General features: G+C 61.4%; 18 protein-coding genes. 4 read left to right on the top strand and 14 right to left on the bottom strand.

Annotated features, from left to right (window positions below; genetic code table 11):
- Positions 1-218: 218 nt before the first annotated feature.
- The 9 genes from E1958_RS14895 to E1958_RS14860 form a co-directional block, all read right to left on the bottom strand.
- On the bottom strand, positions 219-977 hold the full coding sequence (locus E1958_RS14895) for a hypothetical protein (RefSeq protein WP_133512565.1): 759 nt from the start codon (positions 975-977) through the stop codon (positions 219-221).
- 81 nt (positions 978-1,058) lie between these two features.
- Positions 1,059-1,400, bottom strand: coding sequence for a HigA family addiction module antitoxin (locus tag E1958_RS14890; RefSeq protein ID WP_207787749.1), 342 nt, complete (start codon positions 1,398-1,400; stop codon positions 1,059-1,061).
- 463 nt (positions 1,401-1,863) lie between these two features.
- Positions 1,864-3,018, bottom strand: coding sequence for a heme d1 biosynthesis radical SAM protein NirJ (nirJ, locus tag E1958_RS14885; protein ID WP_133512563.1), 1,155 nt, complete (start codon positions 3,016-3,018; stop codon positions 1,864-1,866).
- 19 nt (positions 3,019-3,037) lie between these two features.
- The gene (ahbB, locus tag E1958_RS14880; protein WP_133512562.1) at positions 3,038-4,066 is read right to left on the bottom strand and encodes a siroheme decarboxylase subunit beta; all 1,029 of its coding nucleotides are present in this window, start codon (positions 4,064-4,066) and stop codon (positions 3,038-3,040) included.
- Between the two features lie 49 nt (positions 4,067-4,115).
- Positions 4,116-5,114, bottom strand: coding sequence for an Rpn family recombination-promoting nuclease/putative transposase (locus E1958_RS14875; RefSeq protein ID WP_133512561.1), 999 nt, complete (start codon positions 5,112-5,114; stop codon positions 4,116-4,118).
- 137 nt (positions 5,115-5,251) lie between these two features.
- Positions 5,252-5,842 (bottom strand): siroheme decarboxylase subunit beta, encoded by a 591-nt coding sequence (gene ahbB, locus E1958_RS20965; RefSeq protein ID WP_243725279.1) that lies wholly within the window; start codon positions 5,840-5,842, stop codon positions 5,252-5,254.
- Positions 5,839-6,315 carry an AsnC family transcriptional regulator gene (locus E1958_RS20960; protein WP_207787748.1) on the bottom strand — a complete coding sequence of 159 codons (477 nt, stop codon included), beginning with the start codon at positions 6,313-6,315 and terminating at the stop codon, positions 5,839-5,841. Before E1958_RS20960 ends, ahbB (E1958_RS20965) begins: the two co-directional genes overlap by 4 nt.
- Positions 6,312-7,484 (bottom strand): cytochrome D1 domain-containing protein, encoded by a 1,173-nt coding sequence (locus E1958_RS14865; protein WP_133512560.1) that lies wholly within the window; start codon positions 7,482-7,484, stop codon positions 6,312-6,314. The genes E1958_RS20960 and E1958_RS14865 overlap by 4 nt, the downstream gene beginning before the upstream one ends.
- Positions 7,481-7,852, bottom strand: a complete 372-nt coding sequence (locus E1958_RS14860) for a c-type cytochrome (protein WP_207787747.1) — start codon at positions 7,850-7,852, stop codon at positions 7,481-7,483. Before E1958_RS14860 ends, E1958_RS14865 begins: the two co-directional genes overlap by 4 nt.
- 442 nt (positions 7,853-8,294) lie before the next feature.
- Here E1958_RS14860 and E1958_RS14855 point away from each other — a divergent pair, with 442 nt between their 5' ends.
- Positions 8,295-9,263: an endonuclease/exonuclease/phosphatase family protein gene (locus E1958_RS14855; RefSeq protein WP_165741876.1), complete on the top strand. Its 969-nt coding sequence runs from the start codon at positions 8,295-8,297 to the stop codon at positions 9,261-9,263.
- Between the two features lie 496 nt (positions 9,264-9,759).
- On the opposite strand, the gene malQ is transcribed toward E1958_RS14855, so the two are convergent.
- Positions 9,760-11,235 carry a 4-alpha-glucanotransferase gene (gene malQ, locus E1958_RS14850; protein WP_133512558.1) on the bottom strand — a complete coding sequence of 492 codons (1,476 nt, stop codon included), beginning with the start codon at positions 11,233-11,235 and terminating at the stop codon, positions 9,760-9,762.
- A gap of 20 nt (positions 11,236-11,255) precedes the next feature.
- Positions 11,256-12,524 carry a glucose-1-phosphate adenylyltransferase gene (glgC, locus tag E1958_RS14845; RefSeq protein WP_133512557.1) on the bottom strand — a complete coding sequence of 423 codons (1,269 nt, stop codon included), beginning with the start codon at positions 12,522-12,524 and terminating at the stop codon, positions 11,256-11,258.
- Positions 12,525-12,956: 432 nt separating this feature from the next.
- Here glgC and glgB point away from each other — a divergent pair, with 432 nt between their 5' ends.
- Positions 12,957-15,158: a 1,4-alpha-glucan branching protein GlgB gene (gene glgB / locus E1958_RS14840; RefSeq protein ID WP_133512556.1), complete on the top strand. Its 2,202-nt coding sequence runs from the start codon at positions 12,957-12,959 to the stop codon at positions 15,156-15,158.
- 300 nt (positions 15,159-15,458) lie between these two features.
- Here the strand turns inward: glgB and E1958_RS14835 are convergent, their stop codons facing one another.
- The gene (locus E1958_RS14835; protein WP_133512555.1) at positions 15,459-16,646 is read right to left on the bottom strand and encodes a pyridoxal phosphate-dependent aminotransferase; all 1,188 of its coding nucleotides are present in this window, start codon (positions 16,644-16,646) and stop codon (positions 15,459-15,461) included.
- 284 nt (positions 16,647-16,930) lie between these two features.
- Here E1958_RS14835 and E1958_RS14830 point away from each other — a divergent pair, with 284 nt between their 5' ends.
- Both E1958_RS14830 and uvrB read left to right on the top strand, forming a co-directional pair.
- Positions 16,931-17,545, top strand: coding sequence for a DUF8196 domain-containing protein (locus E1958_RS14830; protein WP_133512554.1), 615 nt, complete (start codon positions 16,931-16,933; stop codon positions 17,543-17,545).
- A gap of 30 nt (positions 17,546-17,575) precedes the next feature.
- The gene (uvrB, locus tag E1958_RS14825) at positions 17,576-19,594 is read left to right on the top strand and encodes an excinuclease ABC subunit UvrB (RefSeq protein WP_133512553.1); all 2,019 of its coding nucleotides are present in this window, start codon (positions 17,576-17,578) and stop codon (positions 19,592-19,594) included.
- 355 nt (positions 19,595-19,949) lie between these two features.
- On the opposite strand, the gene E1958_RS14820 is transcribed toward uvrB, so the two are convergent.
- The gene (locus E1958_RS14820) at positions 19,950-20,348 is read right to left on the bottom strand and encodes a hypothetical protein (protein WP_133512552.1); all 399 of its coding nucleotides are present in this window, start codon (positions 20,346-20,348) and stop codon (positions 19,950-19,952) included.
- On the bottom strand, positions 20,345-20,842 hold the full coding sequence (locus tag E1958_RS14815) for a type II toxin-antitoxin system Phd/YefM family antitoxin (RefSeq protein WP_133512551.1): 498 nt from the start codon (positions 20,840-20,842) through the stop codon (positions 20,345-20,347). The genes E1958_RS14820 and E1958_RS14815 overlap by 4 nt, the downstream gene beginning before the upstream one ends.
- Positions 20,843-21,113 lie beyond the last annotated feature (271 nt).

Below are 21,113 nucleotides of genomic sequence, written 5' to 3'. Positions count from 1 at the left end.
AGTTCTTTTTTGCCGCAAATGAACGCAAATCAACGTAAATGAATCAGGAACCGTCAATGATGGCAAACCGATCTCGACTGATTTGTGTTGATTGGCGGTAAAAGATGATTCCCATATTACGGGTATCATGCTGAACGGATGGGTATATCTAACGCTGGGACTCAGGAGCGACTGCGCGATAGCGCCGACGTCCCTTGAAGCTCCTTGTTAGCCATAAATTATGCATTTTTTTTCAATATCGTTATTTCTTCTGTCTTTGCCATCGTTCGCCCAGATTCGTCAAACACACGAAAAAACAAAGTATGCGTCGTTGCGCCAAGGTGAATTTCATTTATGCTCCAATATCCCTCAGAATCTATATTAGACGTTCCTTGCTGGTACTCCTTGTCTGTAATAACAAACCCTTGAATTGAATACCTAAGCCCCGTATTGTCAAGACCGATTATGCGCCCAGAAGCGGGTATAGGAGTTTTTGTTGCTAGATAATTATTTATTGGTGTTGATAATCCAACGCGAACGTTAGTTTGCGTTGTTTTTAGCCAAAGGTGGATTTCCGGTGTCTTTCCTCTGATTTTTTCTATTGTCTTTGACAGTTTGACTGCAAGAGCATCTAGTTTATTGGGATCATAAGTAATAATTCTGCGATGCCGTAAATCAAATGGGATATCTTCGATACTTTGACTAATTAATATAACTTGATCATCTTTACCAATGGCATGGGCCAATCCAATTTCATACAGAACATTAGGATTCTTATCTGTGCAATCCGCTACGATAATCCCTGCCTCTTGTATTTTCTCCCATATTTCTTCAATTATTACACCAGCAGAGTAAATGTTGTCTGCTCTTACACATGTCATTTCATGCTTGATAACCGCTATTTCTTGTATTTTCTCGTAAGCTCCTTCAAAGTGTTCCCTAAATGGCATTACCACAAAACACAGGTTTCTATCTTCTGACTTGTTTTGAATAAACACTGTGCGACCCTTTTACGGCTAACGTTCAAGCTCGGCGGCGCAGTTTACCGCGTCCGCTGCAACACTTTATTAGGTAACCCGCTAGGCAGTGCGACCTAGTGGTTCCAACTTGTCAATCTCAGCTGCCTTGCCGCTTCGCATGGCATGCCAGAGGTCCCAGTCCTGCTGGAGCCCAAGCCAGAAGTCCACTGACATTCCCAACACGCGGGCTAACCGCAATGCCGTGTCCGGGGTCACCGCGCGTTTTCCATGAATGATTTCGTTCAGCCGTGGGAATGAAACTCCCAAGCGAATCGCAAAGGCGGACTGACTGATCCCCAGTGGCTTCAGGAATTCCTCCGACAGCATCTCTCCGGGATGCGTTGGGGACCTCTCACTAGGCAACCGCCTCGCCACCGGCTCCGGTCCACGATTTTGCCTCATGGTCGTCTTATTCCGTTTAGTGGTAGTCGGTGATTTCGACTTCGTCCGCATAGCCACGCTCCCAACGAAAGCAGATGCGATAAACGAATACCAATATAACCATTAACCCGCTCACGTGCTGCCGTCGCAGTAGGGACTTTGTGGCGAATGCCACAAGCCTCTCACCGCTACAATGGTTGGTTGTAACCGTTCAGCCTCTACCTCGTCATTCCGGCAGGGATTGCTGGAATCCAGTGCCAGGGATGGCAAAAACAGCGGGGGATCTGAACGGCTACAACCGCTGAGATTCGGATTGAGTATGGGAAAAATGATCCGGCCGCTTCGATCTATCCGCAGATTACACAGATTTTCACAGATTAAAAACGAAACAATCTGCGAAAATCTGCGTAATCTGTGGACAAAGAAGAGAATGTAATCTTTTGCGACCGATTTGCGTTCATTCGCGTTCATTTGCGGCTAACCGTCAGGCCCCGATCTCCGCATCGGTCAGATAACAGCCTGGGTCCTCGGCCCAGGGATCGCCGGTGAGCCGGAAGGCCCGGGTGCGGGTGTTGCCGTTGCAGATGTCCAGGTGCACGCATTGGGCGCAGCGCCCGCCGACCGGGCGTGGGCTCTGCTTCAGGCCGGCCAGCAGCGGGTCGGAGAGGTCCTCCCAGATTTCGGAGAAGGGCCGTTCGCGCACATTGCCGAGGCTGTGGTTCCACCAGAAGGTGTCCGGGTGCACATGGCCCAGGTTGTCGATGTTGGCAACCTTCACGCCGGAGGCGTTCCCACCCCAGTTTTGCAGGGCCCGGCGCAGTATGCCGGCCCGATCCGGAAAGCGGCGCTCGGCCCACTGGAACAGGTAGACAGCGTCGGCGTCGTTGTTGCCGGTGACGAATTCGCACAGGAGGCCGTCTCGCAGGCGTTGCCGGCAGGCCGCGATCAGTAGATCCATGGCCTCGCGGGTCATCCGGAAGTGGGCGTCGTCCCCCCGGTTCTGGTTGCCACGGCCCGCGTAATTGAGGTGGGACAGATAGAACTTGCCGACCGCTTCGCGCTCCATCAGTTGCAGCAGGCCCGGCAGGTCTCGGGCATTGTCCCGGGTGAGGGTGAAACGCATGCCGACCCGGATGCCCGCGTCCCGGCACAGGCGGATGCCCCGGAGGGACTCCCGGAAGGCGCCGGGGCGACGGCGGAAACGGTCGTGGCTTTCCTCCAGGCCGTCGATGCTGATGCCGAGATAGTCGAATCCTACCTCTCGAATCCGGGGCAGGTTGGTCTCGTCGATCAGGGTACCATTGGTGGACAGGGCGACGTAGAAGCCGAGCTCCTTGGCGTGCTGCGCCAGGTCGAAGATGTCCGGCCGCATAAGGGGCTCGCCGCCGGAGAGGATCAGCACCGGCACGCCGTACCGGCGCAGATCCCCCATCACCCCCCGGACCTCTTGGGTGGTCAGCTCGCCTTTGAAATCGGTGTCCGCCGAGGTGGCATAGCAGTGCCGGCAGGTGAGATTGCAGCGCCGGATTAGATTCCAGATCACCACCGGTCCGGTCGGCTCGGCGCGCGGCGCGGCGGTGGCCTTCTCCAAGGCGGTGGGGGAGGTGAGAAGCTGCACGTAACGGCTCAACCTGAACATGGTGGTTTCCGGTGCCCGATCAGCCGACGAATCGAAGCCCCGCCTTCTTCAGGATGGCTTCGCTGAACAACACCTCCTGCCTGCGGCAATGTCCGGCGACGATCGCTTCGATGCGCGTGGCGGCGGCCTTCGCCTCGTCCCGGTTGCACCCATGGACCATGGCGAACAGGTTGTAGGGCCAGAGCGGAAGGCGGCGTGGGCGCAGATAGCAATGGCTGACGCAGTCCAGGGCGCCGATCCTTTTGCCGAGGGCCTCGACCTGCTCATCATCCAGGTCCCATACGGACATGCCGTTGCCGCGCAGCCCGAGCCGATAGTGGTTGGGCACGGCACCGATGCGGCGTATGGCGCCGGCCTGCAGCATGCGGCTCAGCCGCTCGATAACGGTCGGGGCATTGCAATCAATCTGGGCCGCGACGGCGGCGAAGGGCTCGGCCTGCAGGGGGTAACCGGCCTGGGTGGCGGCGACAATCCTGCGGTCGAGGTCGCCCGGCTCCAGGGGCTCCACGGCTTTGTCGCGCTCGATTCGCCGCACCGCGATGCCGCCGTCCGCGTCCAGTTGGAGCCGGAACCCCAGGTGGTATTCCCTGAGCTTGGGAAAGTCGTAAACCATCAAGCCGGTCAAGGACCGGATGCGGCGGATCGCACCCGTAAGCTTGCCCTGGTCGGGAGTCGCGAGTACGAACCACATGTTGAGCCGATGATCGCGCCGGTAGTTGTGTGCGACCTCGGGAATGGCATCGAGGATCTTCGCGGTGCGGACGAAGGCCGGCTCCGGCACCGCCATCGCCGCAAGCGTAGAACACCCACCGAGGCGCTCGGCATTGTAAAGGGGACCGAAACGGCTCAGCAGCCTTCTCTCCAGCATGGCGCGGACGGTCGAGATGAGGGTGTCCTCGTCCGTCGCCAGCTCCGCAGCGACCTTTCGGAACGGCCGTTGCGTCAGAGGAAAGCCGCCCTGGAACCGATTCAGGAAGCCGCGTTCGAGAGGGCCTAGTGCCGGCAATCGGCACGTCTCACCAACCGGGTCTCGGACGGTATCTTTCACCGCAGGGCAACCGAACAATAAAGAGCCTTTGCGTTTACCTCCGCTTGCCTCAATGTTCCTCAAACACGGCATCTACCGTGGAGGCGTCCAGAATGCGATCGGTCCAGCGATCGAGTTGCTCCAGGGTGGCTATCTCGAGGCGCTTGCGGGTTGCTGCGTCGAGGGGGCCGAAGCGTTTGACAAGAAGGCGTTCCAGGCCTTCGATCTTCCCTTCCAGCCTGCCTTGCTCCAGGCCTTGCTCCAGGCCTTGCTCCAGGCCTTGCTGCAAGCCTTGTTGTATGCCTCTCTGGATAGCAAGTCGTTCAACACTCGTGACGTAGCGCATTTCGGTTTCTCCTTCGACGGTTTCGATAGCTTGCCATAGCTGTTGCTCGAGTGCATTCGGCAGGCGCATCATCCAATCGATGACGGCAAACAGATCCAGTATGTGCTGCCGGTCCCAACCTTGCCGGTAGAGCGCACGCACGAGGTTGAGCTTGGCCTGATAACGGGCTTGCGGGTTGCCTTTGGTCTGGCGGGTGCGTAGATGCGCGATGGTAACGAGGGCGAAGGGATTGGCGCTCGCCTCAAGTGACTCGATGCGGTCCGCATAGTCGATGAGTTTGACGACCGGAAATTCCAGTGTATGACGGCAGCCGAGGACCTCGAAGCCATAGTGGTCGGGTCGCCATCCGGCATCCGCGTCGGCCAGCACGGCGAGGCTGGCGATGGGACGGGCGTAGCGGTCGAAGAGCCGGTAGTTGTAGGTGAACATGCGCCGGGCGAAGTCGCTGTCGCGTCGCCCCTGGACTTCGATGTGGATGTAGATCCAACGTGGTTCGCCACCCTCGAGGGTGACTTGGACCAGGACGTCGGCAAAACGTTTGCCGAGTTCCGCGTCACGCACCACCTGGCGCAATTCGGTATTCTTGAATTCATGGTCTTGTGCCCAGTCGATTTGAGCATATGCCTCGGGGAAATAGAAGGCCACGAACTCGGGGAAGGCGTGTTCGAGCACCTCTTTCCAGGGACTGTCGTAGGCGTCGCTGTTATTTTGAGGTTCGGTCATGGGAGGTCAGGCGGCGTAACTAACCGGCGTTTTCATGTGTTCATTTGATACATCATCGGTTGCCCTGCCCTTCACCGCCGGCGAGGGTACGGCGGTGTCATCATCGACACCTGCGGCCACATGCTCCGAATCGGCCATCAGAAGGCGCAGGCCAGGTTGTTTCCGGACGCCGACTTCAGGTCCGGAAGTTCGAGCGGGTGGCAAGGGTTCGTCGCCTCGGGATACCGAGTCGCATCGTAGCGGGCGCCACGCTGCTTGAAACAACGCGCGCTGAAGAGGATCGCGCAACCTGTGTCCGCGAGGTCCAGGCGCTCCTTGATCTGCTCCAGTTGATCCAATACCGATGTCCGATTGCGCCCGTGGATCATGGTGAACAGGTTATAGGGCCAGACGGGCGGCCTCGGCAGGCGCCGATAGCTCAGGGTCACGAACGGGAGACGAGCGATGCGGCGGCCGATCTCCGCGACCCGGTCCTCGGGCAGGGCCCAGACCACCATGGCGCTGGCGCGGTAGCCGAGCTCGCGGTGGCGCACCACGACGCCGAAGCGCTTGATTGCTCCCCGGTCGATGAGTCTCGCAAGTCGCGCCATCACCTCTGTTTCCGCAATCCCGAGCTCGCCCGCGATGACGGCGTAGGGCCGCGGCACCAAAGGCAGGCCCTGTTGTACGGCGCGGATCAGGGCTCCATCGGTCGGGTCGGGGACAGGGTTGGAAACACTTGCGCTCACGTCCACTGCAGCGGAAACCCCAGGTCGATGTGGTACTCCTCGATCATCGGCAGGTCCAGCACCTCGATTCCGGTACGGTCCTCGATCTCGTGCATGACCTCGGTGAGACGTTCCTCGTCGGCTGCGGTAAGCACGAACCAGAGGTTGAACCTGTGCGTGCGCTCGTAGTTGTGATTGACCTCCCGGTAACCGTTGACAAGCTCGGCCACCTCCTCGATCCGGTCCTCAGGCACGGCCATGGCGGCCAGGGTGCTGGCGCCGACATGCCGCGGCCGGAGCACAGGTCCGACCCGGCTTACAGCGCCTGCCGCCGCGAGCCGTTCGATACGGGCGATCACCTCCGACTCGCCGACCCCCAGCTGGCCGGCGATCTCTGCGAAGGGTTCGGGCACCAGTGGAAAGCCGCTCTGAAAGTCGTTGAGCAGGCGCCGGTCGACGGCGTCGAGCAGCAGGGCCTTGCCGTGCCTTCTCATAGTCCGATCCGGTGGGCGCGTGCGGTGAGAAAGATGCCGCTCGGCTTGTCCGCGGGTAAGCTCGCCGAGCGCGTAAAGGTCCTGGTGTCATAGACATCCACCCGATCCGCGTCCCGCACCGAGATCCAGACCTCCTCACCGCGGGGCTCGAACTCCATGTGCAGTACGGCCGGACCCGGCTCGAACGCATGGAGCTGCTCGAGGGTCTCGGTATCGAAGACCTGAATGTGACGGTTGTCCGGAAAGGCGAAGTTTACCCATACCTGGCGTCCATCGGGGCGGGCCATTACGAACACCGGCTGACCCTTCACGGGGATGCGGGCGACCTCCCGCCAGTCGTCCATGTCGATCACCAGGACTTGGTGCCGGCCCACCGCGGGGATGAACGCCCGCCGTCCGGCCACCGCCCAGCCCTCCAGGTGGGGCATCTTGTAGACGGGGAGCTTCTGCTCGCCCTGCCCGTAGTCGGGCAGGATGCGGCGTACCCCCGCCTCCGGGTGCCACAGGTCGAGGAGCGCCAGGCCATCCTCCCCGAACAGACCCGCGATGTAATAGCGTCCATCGGGGGAGATCAGGGCATCGTAGGGATTGCGGCCGATGTCCTTAAACTTGCGGATGTCGATACGGGCCGGATCGGTCAGATCCACGACCCAGATCTGGTTCCCATCCCACAGGCTGAACACGAAGCGATTGCCGGGAGCGTCGACCAGCCCGATGACCTTTGATCGCTTTCCCGCGGGTCCGTAAACCGCCGGGATGTCGGCAATCAGCTCCAGGGTCCCGGCGTCGAAGACGCGCACGCCCCCGGGCTCGTAGTTGGAGACGGCCACCATACGGCCGTCCTGTGAGATGGCACCCCCGATGCTGTTGCCCGCCTGCTCGACACGCTTGACGAGGGTGCCGGTGAGCAGATCGACCTTCGACAGTCCGCCGTCGCGGCCGAACACAAAGCCGAAGCGTCCGTCGCGGGAGAAGACCGCGGAGGCATGAGACAGATCGCCGAGACCCTCGATACGCCCCAGGGCGGTGTTCAGCGAGGTTTCGATGAGCTGCAGGCTGCCTGCAGCGCGTTCGACAACAATGCCGAGGTCACCGGTTCCTCGTTGGGCGTCGGCAGTCCCCGTCAGCAACGCCGTCAGCGCAAGGAACAGCAGCGAGCGAGCCGTCATGGTGCCGGTTGCTTCAAGAGGTTCGCAAGCCAGGCAGCCTCCGTATCCGAGAGGAAAGACCGCCAGGGCGGCATTGGGGTACCGGGTCGGCCGAAGAGAATGGTGGCCGCGATGTATTCCGCGGGCTTGCCCACCAGTGCCTGACGCTGAAGCGAGGGACCCAGCCCCCCGGCGAGGGTGAGGCCATGACAGGAGCCGCAGTCCTGCGTAAGCAGATTCCTGAGCTCCGCTTGGCGGCTGGCGGACGGCTCCGCGTCCGCCTGAACAGGCGCGGCAGCGAGCGCGATAAGGCCCGCGATGGATAGAACGGCACGGCCTGCCACGAGCAGGGCGGCCAGCTTAACCTTAACACGCAAGAGGACGATCATCGGCGTGCTCCGCAAGTACCGACAGTAAACAACACCAGCAGGCGGTCGACCTGCTTGCGCGCGAAAGTGTACATCCGGTGCCTTGTGCTCACACTGGGGTTGCCGAGAATAAGGTTAGCTGCAACCAGTTTAATCTAAGACAAGTGCTCGCATTTCAGCTTTGACTCAAGTCAAACGGCTTCGCGGGACCTGTTGGGTTAGGGCGCGTTCAGACGACAGCGTACCCGACTGAACACCGCATGTTGGGCACGAGCCAGGCTCCCTCCTCCGTCGGGACAGGCCTGGCCCTTTACCCAACCTGATTGACTTTTCAATCCGCAGATTACGCAGATTACTTCTTTTTAATCTGTGAGAATCTGCGTAATCTGCGGATAAAAGTCCGATCCCACAGACGATGTTAAATAACCCAAGACCGCGCCTGGTTCTGCCGGAGCGATTAATCTTGCCCCTGCTGCTGCTCGTGTCCTGTTCCGTCGCAGCTGAGCCCCCGACCCTACGGCTGGCGACCTGGAATCTGGAGCATCTCGCCGCGGCTGTCGGCGCCGGCTGCCGGCCTAGGTCTGAGGCGGACTACGCACGTCTGCGCCGGCACGCACGGCGTTTGAACGCCGATCTGATCGCCTTGCAGGAGGTGGAGGATCGGGCGGCCGTCGCGCGCCTGTTCGATCCGGGCACCTATGCCATCGAGATCGCGCGCCAACCGGACCGGAACCTGGGCCCTTGCCGCCGTCAATCCGGACAGATGCGGACCATGCAACGCACGGGGTTTGCGATCAACCGAGAGCGATTGACCAAGCTGGGGCTGAGCTACCGCCGCCTGCCGGATTTTGCGGCGATCGGCATGGGCTCCCAACGTTGGGCGACCCGCATCCTGATCGAGCCCGCGGATGGAACAGGCGACGGGATCCAGCTGCTGGCGGTGCACCTGAAAGCCGGCTGCGCCTACAACCGGCTCGACGGTAAGGTCGACCGAGACCAGTGCAGACTACTGATACGACAGCGCGGGATCCTGGAAGAATGGATCGACGCCAGGGCGAGCGCCGGCGAAGGCTTTGTCCTGTTGGGCGACTTCAACCGCCAGCTCGACCAGCCGCGCGACGACTTCTGGTCCGCCATCGACGACGGGGCGGTGTGTACCTGGATACCGGATTCCAGGCTGGGACGCAGGTGCCGGCCGCAGACCTCACGCCCGGATCCGGGCGCGGACCTGGTGCTGGCTAACACGGGCAGGCCCTTTCCCTTCCCCCTCAATCCCCGCTATCCCTACGCCATCGACCACATTGTCATGGATGCGGTAACGGCCCGCAGGATCGTCCTCGGAAGCTATGCCGTACTGGATTACGGAGGCGACCACCCTGCCCCCTCGGATCACCACCCGGTAGCTATCTCACTGCGTCCCACTCATCGCTAGGTAACGGCTCGCGAACATATCTTTTCAATCCGCAGATTATTTCGTTTTTCATCTGTGAAAAGCTGTGCATACGGAAGGACACGCCCTCGCGGGCTTGCAGACGGGAGACCACGGCAAAGGAGAAATCCCAATATTCTTTCTAATCCACAGATGCCAGCGTCTTAACGCAACCTATCCCCATATTACCCCCCGCGTGGCCGGCCCGCGCGGACCTCGCGTCGGGTGTAGGTTGGGTTAGGCGCGTGAGAGAACGCCTTGTGGGGCACGGCGCTGAACGCGCCGTAACCCAACACGTCCGATCCCACAGACAATGCTAAATAACCCAGGACCGCGCCGGGCCGGGCACGGCATCGCTTCAATTCTGCGTATTGCGACACCCTCCTGGGGCGGTAGGCAGGTGCTCACCACACCATTGATGCGGTTCGCCGCCGGGCGCGTCCCGCGCCCGGCGACTCACCACATCCTACGGGCTTTGCCCAATCTACGGGTTACGGTTTCACCGCCCGTAGAGCTTGACCAAACGCCGCATCCGACCAGGCAGCTCGGACCCTACCTGGTCCCAGGAAAAACGCCAGCGCCAATTGCCCTCGCTGGTGCCCGGCAGGTTCATGCGGTGAGCACCGTCGAGACCCAAGACATCCTGCATGGGCAGGATCGCCAAATGGGCGCGTGAGCCCAAGGCGCACCGGATCAGCGGCCAGGGCATGTCCTCCGCTGGATAACCTAGGTAGGCGTCCACCCGGTCGCGGGTTGCCGGGTCCAGGGACCGATACCAGCCGAGGGTGGTGTCGTTGTCGTGAGTGCCCGTGTAGACCAGCGCGTCGCGAGCGTGCTGGAAAGGCAGGTGGGGATTGAGGGCCCCCTCGGAGAAGGCGAACTGCAGCACCCGCATGCCGGGCAGGTGATGCCGCTTGCGTAGGGCGTCCACCGCTGGGGTGATGACGCCCAGGTCTTCCGCGATCAGGGGCAAGCGGTCGAAGTGCCGGTGCAGGCATGCAAAGAGCTCGTCGCCGAGGGACCTTACCCAGTGCCCCTTGACGGCGGTTTCCTCCGCCGCCGGGATCTCCCAGCAGGCATCGAAACCCCGAAAGTGATCGATGCGCACCATGTCGAACAGGCGCAGCTGGGTACGGATCCGATCCAACCAGAAGCGGAAGCCGTCGGCCCGCATCCGGTCCCAGCGATAGAGGGGATTGCCCCAGCGTTGACCGGTGGCGGAGAAGTAATCCGGCGGCACCCCGGCCACCACCCGCAGGCTGCCGTCCGCATTCAGATCGAAATCATAGGGCCGGGCCCACACCTCGGCGCTGTCGTGGGCCGCGAAGATGGGCATGTCACCGAAGAGCTCGATGCCGACGGCGTTGGCATGCCCACGCAGGACCTGCCACTGGTTGAAGAACAGGAACTGCTCGAAGCGGATATAGTCGAGGTCTTCCCGGAGGTGCCGTCGCGCCTGCTCCAGGGCATCCGGGTCACGCCGGCGCAGGGCCGGCGGCCAGTCCCACCACGGGGCCTGCCGCTCTTCCCGCAGGGCCTGGAACAGGGCGTAGTCGTCCAGCCAATAGTCGTTCTCCGCCGTGAAGTCGGTCAGCGCCCGGTGGTCCGAAGCCGACCCGCGTTTCCGGAATCCGTCCCAGGAGCGGCGCAGGGCCTCGCTCTTGGCCACCTCGGTACTACCCTTGGGGAGGGCCGGCAGCCAGCCACGCTCCAGGAGGGGCTCGAGGGCGATGAGCCGCGGATTCCCGGCATGGACCGAGCTGGTCTGATACGGCGAGCCGTCCGGCCGGGTGGGTCCCACCGGTAACACCTGCCACACCGACATGCCGCAATCGGCCAGAAGGCCCACGAAGTTATGGGCCTCGGGACCGATCGAGCCACAGGGACCGATCCCAGGCAGGGAGGTCAGGTGCAGGAGAATACCGGTGCGGCGCCGGTCGAGGCCGGCGGCCGGTGTCTGTTTCTCGTTCAACATCGGGGGTTCAGCATCTGGGATCAACGGACATGGTGAACTTCCTGGCCCAACATCTCGGGTGTTACCAGCGTTACTCCGCCCTCGCTGACGTAGAAGCCCCGCTCGGCGTCCGCCTGCGGGTCCAGGCCCAAGGTCAGACCTCCCGGAAGACGGCACCCCCGGTCGATGATGCTGCGGTGAATCTCGCAGTTGCGGCCTACGTCCACGCCCGGCAGGATCACCGCGTCCTTGACATAGCTGTAGGAATTGACACGCACGTTTGAAAACAGCAGGGAGTGGCGCACTTTGGCACCCGAGATCACACAGCCGCTGGAGACCATGGAGTCCACCGCCATGCCGCGCCGCTCCTCGTCGTCGAACACGAACTTGGCCGGCGGCAATTGCTCCTGGTAGGTCCAGATGGGCCAAGACTCGTCATAGAGGTTGAGCGGCGGCGTCACGCCGATGAGTTCCTGGTTCGCCTCCCAGAAGGCATCCACGGTCCCCACATCACGCCAATAGCCCTGATCACCGCCGGGCACATCCCGAAAGGGATAGGCCATCACCCGATATTTGGTGATGACATCGGGAATGATGTCCTTGCCGAAGTCGTGGGTGGAGTCGGGCTGGTCCGCGTCCCTGATGAGCTGCTCGAACAGGAAGCCGCTGTTGAAGACATAGATCCCCATGGAGGCCAAGGCATAGTTCGGGCGTTCGGGAATCGGCTCGGGATGCGCCGGCTTCTCCCGGAAGCTGCGGATCCGGTTCTCGGTGTCCACCGCCATGATGCCGAACTGCTTGGCATGTTCCAACTCAACCTCGATGCAGCCCACCGTCATGTCGGCGTCCACACGGACATGCTGGGCCACCATGGCCCCATAGTCCATCTTGTAGACATGATCCCCGGCCAGCACCAGCACATACTCCGGATTGTGGTTACGGATGATGTCCAGGTTTTGATACACAGCATCGGCGGTACCCGCATACCAGTCCGCCGCGGCGATCCGTTGTTGGGCCGGCCAGAACTCGACGAACTCCCCGAATTCCCCATGCAAACTGCCCCACCCCTTCTGGATGTGCAGGATCAGCGAATGGGCCTTGTACTGGGTGAGCACACCGATCCGGCGGATCCCCGAGTTGACACAGTTGGATAAGGGGAAATCCACGATCCGGAACTTACCGCCGAAGGGCACTGCGGGCTTGGACCGCCACTCGGTGAGCTGCTTGAGGCGGGAGCCACGGCCGCCGGCGAGGATCAAGGCCAAGGTATTGCGCGTCAGGTGACTGACGAAACGCGGACCATCCGGCATAGATCCTCCCCTTGCGCTGCACTGCCGACATCATGCCGCTCGCCCCTAAGCAATCGGGGGCGTACTCGGGGCCTGGGCCGGATCCGATCAGCAACGCCTCGGCTACCCACCACCCTGATCGGAAGTGGCCTATGTTAGCATTTTCACATCTTTCAGAGGTGTATTCATTCTTTATCCGCAGATCACGCAGCCGTAGGATGGGCAAAGCAAGCGCCCGGCAAGGGTCTTAAGGTTTCGGCCACTGCGCGGAGGTTCCCGAACCGCGGCAGCCTGATAGGATGCACAAAGCGAAATCTCAGCCCGTAGGGCGGGAGAAGCCAGGGACGGCGCATCCCGCCGATGGTTCCGGCGGGATGCGCTGCGCTTTCCCGCCCTACGGGCTCTTAATTTTCTTAGTAAAAACGGATTTGCCCTACTGGACGTACCGCTTCCATGCCCACCGGGACGAGCGATCGGGCACAGCCCTCCGACGCCATCGCACGCATCCTGGAGGCGCGCTACCAGGACCCCTTCCAGGTCCTCGGTAGACACCTCGCAGGAGACCGTTGCCTGGTCTGGGCCTTCCTGCCCGGAGCGGAAACCGTCCGTATCCCGGAGGCCCCTGTCGAGCTGACGCGGCTCCCAGGCACCGACCTGTTCGTATGGGAAGGAAGCCCGGGCGCGGTCCCGGCGCGTTACCGCCTGAACTGGGAGGACCGGGCGGGCAACCGCTACAGCCGCTACGACCCCTATTGTTTTCCACCCCAGCTCCCGGACCTCGAGCTGCGCCTGTTCAGCGCGGGCCGCCACTGGCACGCCCACCGTTTCCTCGGCGCTCATCTATGCACCCCGGATGGGATACCGGGCGTGCGTTTCGCCGTCTGGGCCCCCAACGGGGAGCGCGTTAGCGTGGTGGGTGATTTCAACCACTGGGACGGACGCGCCCACCCCATGCGACTGCGGGGCGACTCAGGCGTCTGGGAGCTCTTCATCCCCGGCCTCGGCGCCGGCGACCTTTACAAGTTCGAGCTCCGAGACCGCCAGGGCAGCATCCAGATAAAGATCGACCCCTACGCCAGATCCTTCCAACAGCGGCCCCGGACCGCCGCCTACATCTGCGGCGCAAGCAGATTCCGCTGGCAGGACCAGGCCTGGATGCAGGCCCGGGCTAGGTCCGATTGGCAACACCTACCCCTGTCTATCTACGAGGTCCACCTGGGCTCCTGGCGCCGAGGCCCTAAAGGGCAGTTCCTGACCTACCGGGCGCTTGCCGAACAGCTGGCGGACTATGCATTGGCGCTGGGTGTCACCCATATCGAGCTCCTGCCCATGACCGAGCATCCCCTGGACGCCTCCTGGGGCTATCAAGCCACCGGCTACTTCGCCCCCACCAGCCGCTTCGGCACCCCGGACGACTTCCGCTGGTTCGTCGACCACCTCCACCGTCGGGGCATCGGCGTCATCCTCGACTGGGTGCCGGCCCATTTTCCACGCGATACCTTTGCCCTGGCCCGTTATGACGGCTCCGCCCTCTATGAATACGAGGACCCGCGCCGAGGCGAGCACCAGGACTGGGGCACCCTGATCTTCGACTATGGACGCAACCAGATACGGAACTTCCTGATCTCCAGCGCTCTCTACTGGCTGGATGAGTTCCACCTGGACGGCCTGCGGGTCGACGCCGTCGCCTCCATGCTCTATCTGGACTACTCACGCCAGCCGGGCGAGTGGCTCCCGAACCGGCACGGCGGGAACGAGAACCTGGAAGCGGTGGAGCTTCTGCGCCGGCTCAATGTGGTGACCCACGAGCGCCATCCAGGCATCCTGATGATCGCCGAGGAATCCACCGCCTGGCCGGCGGTGTCGCGCCCCACCCACTTGGGTGGCCTGGGGTTCGGCATGAAATGGAACCTGGGTTGGATGCACGACACCCTGGCCTATCTCGCCCAGGACCCGATCTATCGCCACCGCCACCAGGAGCGGCTCACATTCGGCCTGCACTACGCCTTCAGCGAGAACTTCATTCTGCCCTTCTCCCACGACGAAGTGGTGCACGGCAAAGGCTCCCTCCTGGACCGGATGCCCGGCGATGCCCGGCAGAAATTCGCCTCCCTGCGCCTGCTCTACAGCCTGATGTTCACCTATCCGGGCAAGAAGCTCCTGTTCATGGGCTGTGAGTTCGGCCAGACCAAGGAATGGGACGCCGCCGGAGCGCTGGATTGGCAGCTGACGGAACACCCCCGACACCAAGGCATCCGCCGACTGGTGGCCGATCTCAACCGACTCTACCGGTCACACCAGGCCCTCCACGACCTGGATTTCTGCGCCGCCGGATTCGAGTGGATCGACTGCCACGACAGCGCCCAATCCGTAATCAGCTACCTCCGCAAGGACCGCGGCGGCAAACAACTCCTGGCCGCCGTCTTCAACTTCACTCCCCTCCCCCGCCGGGATTATCGCCTCGGCGTGCCCCGACCCGGCTTCTATCGCGAGGCCATCAACTCGGACGCCGAAATCTACGGCGGCAGCAATCTCGGCAACCGAGATGGCGTCGCTTCCCAACCCCTAAACTGCATGGGCTGGCCACACTCCATTCCCCTCGTCCTCCCGCCGCTGGGGGCGGTTATCCTGATACACGAGCCCCTCTCGGATTGAGTATGGGAAAAGATATCTTTTTATCCACAGATTGCGCAGAGTCCGGAGGGATCTTTTCCCACAGCCAACACCAAATAATCCAGGACCACGCCCGGACAGGCACGGCGTCGAACGCGGCGTAACGCAACACGACGCCTTTTCTGGCAGCACCAAACAATGCCGGACAGCACTGTTTGGGGGACCGGAGTTGGCTGGAAGTCCCAAGATGCCGTTCGCGGCTTGCCTGCCCCGTCCCTGGGGCAGTCGGCAGGCGCTCACCGCATCTACGAGCTTTGCCCGACCTGCACTGTTGGCAACTGGTCATAACAGGACACCCTCAATGCGATCCAGGGCCTGCTCCAGATTCTCCCGGCTGGTGGCGATGGAGATACGCATGTGCCCGGCGAGGCCGAAGGCGGAGCCGGGGACCAGGGCGACCCCGGCCCGCTCGATCAGGAACTCCGCCAAGTCCAGGTCGTTGCGTACCGTGCCGAGGGCCTCGATCAGTCCCTTCACCTGCGGGAAGACATAGAAGGTGCCGTCGGTAGGCAGACACCGGATGCCGGGTATGCGGTTGAGGCGTTCCACTACATAGTCGTGGCGCTCCTTGAAGGCCGCGGTCATGGTCTGGATGCAATCCTGGGGACCTTCGAGCGCCGCCTGGGCGGCCACCTGAGAGATGGAAGTGGGATTGGAGGTGCTCTGGGATTGCACCTTCTTCATGGCCTTGATGATCTCCTGGGGACCGCCAGCATAACCGATGCGCCAGCCCGTCATCGCGTAGGCCTTGGAGACGCCGTTGAGCACCAGGATGCGCGGAGCCAGATCGGGACAGGCGTGGAGGATGTTGACGAAGGGTTCATCGGCGGCCCATCGGATGTGCTCGTAAATGTCGTCGGTCGCTATGATGGCGCGCGGAAATTCCCGTAGCACCTCGCCGAGATCGGCGAGTTCTGCGCGCGTGTAGGCTATGCCGGTGGGATTGGAGGGGCTGTTGATGACGACTAGCTTGGTCTGCCTGGTCATGGACGCCCGCAGCTGAGCGGGCGTGATCTTGTGCTTCTGATCCGCCCCGGCGTGTACCAGCACCGGGGCACCGCCGGCCAGGATGGCCATATCCGGATAGGAGACCCAATAGGGGGTCGGGATGATGACCTCGTCGCCCGGGTCCAGGATGGCTTGGGCCAGGTTGTAGAAACTGTGCTTGCCGCCGCAGGAGACCAGGATCCGGTCCGGGGTATAGGCGAAGCCGTTCTCGCGCTGGAATTTGGCGACGATCGCCTGTTTGAGCTCGGGGGTGCCGTCTACCGCTGTGTATTTGGTGAAGCCGTCCTGGATGGCGGCGATGGCCGCCGCCTTGATGTGATCGGGGGTATCGAAGTCCGGCTCCCCGGCGCCGAGTCCGATGACGTCCTTACCGGCGGCGCGCAGGGCCTGGGCACGGGCCGTGACGGCGAGGGTGGGAGAGGGCTTGACGGCCTGTACGCGGGCGGAAAGCTTGATGCTCATTCTCAGGGGTCTCTCGGTGCTTATCGTTGGAGCGGGTAGCGCCCTGGTGTTCGGCGCTCAAACCACTAATGATAGCTAAAGCCCGGACCCCAAGCACAGGGGAAGATGCGGCCGACCGGGAGAGCGTGTATTTTCGGGATAGCGTTCGCACCCGCCCTACCCCCACCGTGTTTTGACCTCCCCACCATCCTGAACTAAGCTGCCTTGAATCGGTGGCCGATCGGCATCAACCCCCACTGTTTGAGGGGAAAACTTTCAGTGACAAAGATTGCTTTCATCTCATCATGGAAACCACATTGAATTTCGAGAAGGTCTGGCAGTTGTTCCAGGAAACGGACCGTAAATTCAAAGAAACGGACCGCAAGTTCCAGGAAACAGACCGCAAGTTCCAGGAGACGCAGCGGGCCTTGGACCGCAAATTCCAGGAAACAGACCGTAAATTTCAGGAAACGGACAAGCGGATGAAGGCCTTGCAGGATCTGTTCGAAGGCCAGTGGGGCAAGCTGATGGAGAGCCTGGTGGAAGGGGATCTGGTCCAGTTGTTGAAGGGACGTGGAGTCCGGATCAACAATACCTCGACCCGGTGCAAGGGCTCTCGGGACGGAGAGAGCTATGAGTTCGACATCATTGCGCACAATGGGGAGGAGATCGTTATCGTAGAGGTGAAGACGACCCTGCGGGTCGGGCAGGTCGAGAAATTCATCAAGCGCCTCCACCGAGCCAAACATTACCTGCCCGAATACCGTGCCTATAGGGTGCTGGGTGCGATGGCCTATCTGCGCGCGGAGCAAGCGAGTGACCAGTACGCGCAAAACCAAGGGTTATTCGTGATTCGGGCCACCGGCGACAGCGCCGCCATCGTCAACCCCGCGGGCTTCCAGCCCCGGAAGTTCGGATAGAGCCAACATCTTTCTCCGCCGGTGGGTACGTTGTCCAAGGCATTCGTGCTCGAATCCGGCTTCGCTCCCGCCGGGGACCAGCCGCAGGCAATCCGCCGCCTGGAGGCGGGTCTGAATGACGGCGAGGCGGGCATGACACTGCTCGGAGTGACCGGCTCGGGCAAGACCTTTACCATCGCCAACCTGATCGCGCGGGTCCAGCGTCCGGCCCTCGTGTTGGCCCCCAACAAGACCCTGGCAGCCCAGCTCTACGGGGAGATGCGGGAATTCTTTCCGCACAATGCGGTGGAATACTTCGTCTCCTACTACGACTACTACCAGCCCGAGGCCTATGTAGCCGCCAGTGATACCTACATCGAGAAGGACGCCTCCATCAACGAACACATCGAGCAGATGCGCCTGTCGGCCACCAAGGCCCTGTTGGAGCGCCCGGATGTCATCATCGTTGCCACTGTCTCCTCGATCTATGGTCTCGGCGACCCCGATGCCTACCTCAAGATGGTCCTGCACCTCTCCCGCGGCGACCTGCTCGACCAGCGGGCTATGCTGCGGCAGTTGGCCAATCTCCAATACAAGCGCAACGAGGTGGAGCTGCACCGGGGGACCTACCGGGTGCGTGGGGACGTGATCGACATCTACCCGGCGGAAGCGGACGCCGAGGCGGTCCGGGTGGAGCTGTTCGACGACGAGATCGAGGCTATTTCTCTCTTCGATCCCCTGACCGGTGAGGTAATGCGCAAGGTCCCGCGCTACACGGTCTTTCCCAAGACCCACTATGCAACCCCGCGGGAGACGATCCTGAACGCGGTCGGGCAGATCAAGCAGGAGCTTAAGGAACGCCTGGACTGGCTGCGGGAGCACGCCAAGCTGGTAGAGGCCCAACGCCTGGAGCAGCGCACCCGGTTCGACCTGGAAATGATGTTGGAGGTGGGTTACTGCTCGGGGATCGAGAACTACTCCCGCTATCTCTCCGGCCGTGCCGCCGGCGAGCCGCCGCCGACCCTTTACGACTATCTGCCCCCCGATGCCTTGGTGGTGATCGACGAGAGTCACGTGACCGTGCCCCAGTTAGGGGCCATGTACCGCGGCGATCGCTCCCGCAAGGAGAACCTGGTAGCGTACGGATTCCGATTGCCCTCGGCCCTCGACAACCGGCCCCTGCGCTTCGAGGAGTTCCAGGCTCGCCAGCCCCAGACCATCTATGTCTCGGCCACCCCCCGCGAGTTCGAGATCCAGCACTCGGGGGCCGTGGTGGAGCAGGTGGTGCGCCCCACCGGCCTGGTGGATCCTGAGGTAGAGGTACGTCCTGCCCTGACCCAGGTAGACGATCTGCTCTCGGAAATCCGGATCCGCGTCACCCGTCACGAACGGGTCCTGGTCACCACCCTGACCAAGCGCATGGCCGAGGACCTGACCGACTACCTGGATGAGCACGGCGTGCGCGTGCGCTACCTACATTCGGACATCGATACCGTCGAGCGGGTGGAGATCATCCGCGACCTGCGCCTGGGGGAGTTCGATGTGGTGGTGGGGATCAACCTGCTGCGCGAGGGGCTCGACATGCCGGAGGTCTCCCTGGTGGCTGTCCTGGACGCGGACAAGGAAGGCTTTCTGCGCTCGGAGGGCTCACTGATCCAGACCATCGGACGGGCCGCGCGCAACGCCAATGGTAAGGCTATTCTCTATGCCGACGAGATAACCGGCTCCATGCGGCGCGCCATCGACGAGACCGAACGCCGGCGCGCCAAGCAGATCACCTTCAATGCCGAGCACGGCATTACCCCCCAAACCATCCGCAAGGCGGTGACGGATATCCTGGAGGGCGCCACCCCCGGCGCGGCCACTTGGTCCCGGGGGCGGGCCCAGGAGTACGCCAAGGTAGCGGAAGAGGTGGCCGAGTACGCCAGCCTGACACCGGCGCAGATGGCCAAGAAGCTCAAGGCCCTGGAGAAGGCCATGTACCGTCATGCCAAGGAGCTGGAATTCGAACAGGCCGCCGCCATCCGCGATCGCATCCGGGAGCTGCGGGGACGGGGGATTGCGGCGTGAGGACAATTGGAGCCGCAAAGATGTAAACTACGAATCACGCGAATCTGCGCGAATTAGATTAAAGTAGGATGTGGTGAGCGCCTGCCTACCGTTCCAGGAGCGCCTGTCTGTGCTGGCCTACCCACCAACCACCTCAGGGATAGGCCAGACACGGCAGACAAGGGGCAGGCAGCGAACCGCATCAAAGGAATCCTGAATTATTTGGCGCTTCGTGGCCCTGATCTCCGTCGGAATCCTGGTCCTGTAACCTACCGACTCGTCGGGTCGGCAGACGCCTTCTTGGGTGGCACCAAATAACGCCGAACAGATGCAATCTGAGTTATTCGGCGTTGTCTGGAGGATTTAACTCGTATTTTCAAGCGAGTCCCGCCTCACCCAATGGATCGAGGATTCTCAGCCTATCCGTAGCCTCATCTTCATAGATGCGCACTATCCGTCGCCGCCCGTCACGCCATAAAAAAAACACTTCAGGGTCGTCGTCGTCATCGTCAGGCATTGCGGCTAGGATACCCTTGAGCGAGAGCCCGGCGAGTGTCTCTAGCATTGCCTGCAACTCCCGATCGAATAAGAAGACGTCGGCAGTATGAGTGAAATCCCCTTTCACAGAGGAGACAAGGGCCCCATTTTCTTGCGCCTCGAGAAACGGCTCTCCCTGCTCGTAAGAAGAAATATTCTTACGCGTTATTCCGAGTGCCTTCAGGCAATCCGCTATATTTCCGTCGGGGACATTCAATAATAGAGAACGTGAAATCATTTACATCTCCTCCAGATCTCCAATACCTGGTCAATTTTTTTCTGATCGAGCCCAGGGGTATTCTTTGCAAATTTCATTGCTTCTTTCTGGGAGACCGAATTCAGTTTTTTAAGGAACTGATGTTGGGGACGGTCGATATCAACCATGCCTGGGCCCGATTTCGGATACAGAGTCCCTGTATCTGGACGGTATCCGTAACGCCTATCACCAACGATATATTGGAATTCCTGCACCGGTCGCCGGTCACGCCAGGAATCGACTTCCTCCTGGGACCAATCGACGGGTTCGAATGCCGGATCGGAGCGCATCTCGTCGATCAGGTCCCATAAGTTGCCTTGCTTCTGCCCTTGGCGCAGGCGTGTGTACTCGTCCTCAGACAAGAGCACGGCGACGGGCTTACCGCGGCGGGTGATGTGTACGGCCTCACCCCGCTCCGCCTGGTGGATGAGGCGGGTTAACTGGGTTTTGGCCTCGGCGATCGAAGTTTGAGACATCTCCGGAGTCTCCTGGTCATGTTTCTGACCATTTTAGGCCTTCCGGTGGATGTTGTCACCCTCATCGCGGTGTCGAATTGCCGGCCAGCACAGGTGGTATAGAGAATGAAAATACTGATCTTGGCTACCGCTTTCTCCGGTATGGTGCAACGCGTCCTAATGGAGTTGAAGGCCCTGAACCATATCCTGGATGAACACCATGATGTGGTTCGAAGAAGACTTTTGCGACACCCTCCCGGAGGCAGAGGGAGTGAAATGCGCAGATTGTTCC

This window comes from Candidatus Thiosymbion oneisti (assembly GCF_004359955.1).
Classification (GTDB): Bacteria; Pseudomonadota; Gammaproteobacteria; order Chromatiales; family Chromatiaceae; genus Thiosymbion; species Thiosymbion oneisti.
Note: the sequence above shows the minus strand (reverse complement) of the source record. Positions and strands in the feature narration are given on the sequence as shown.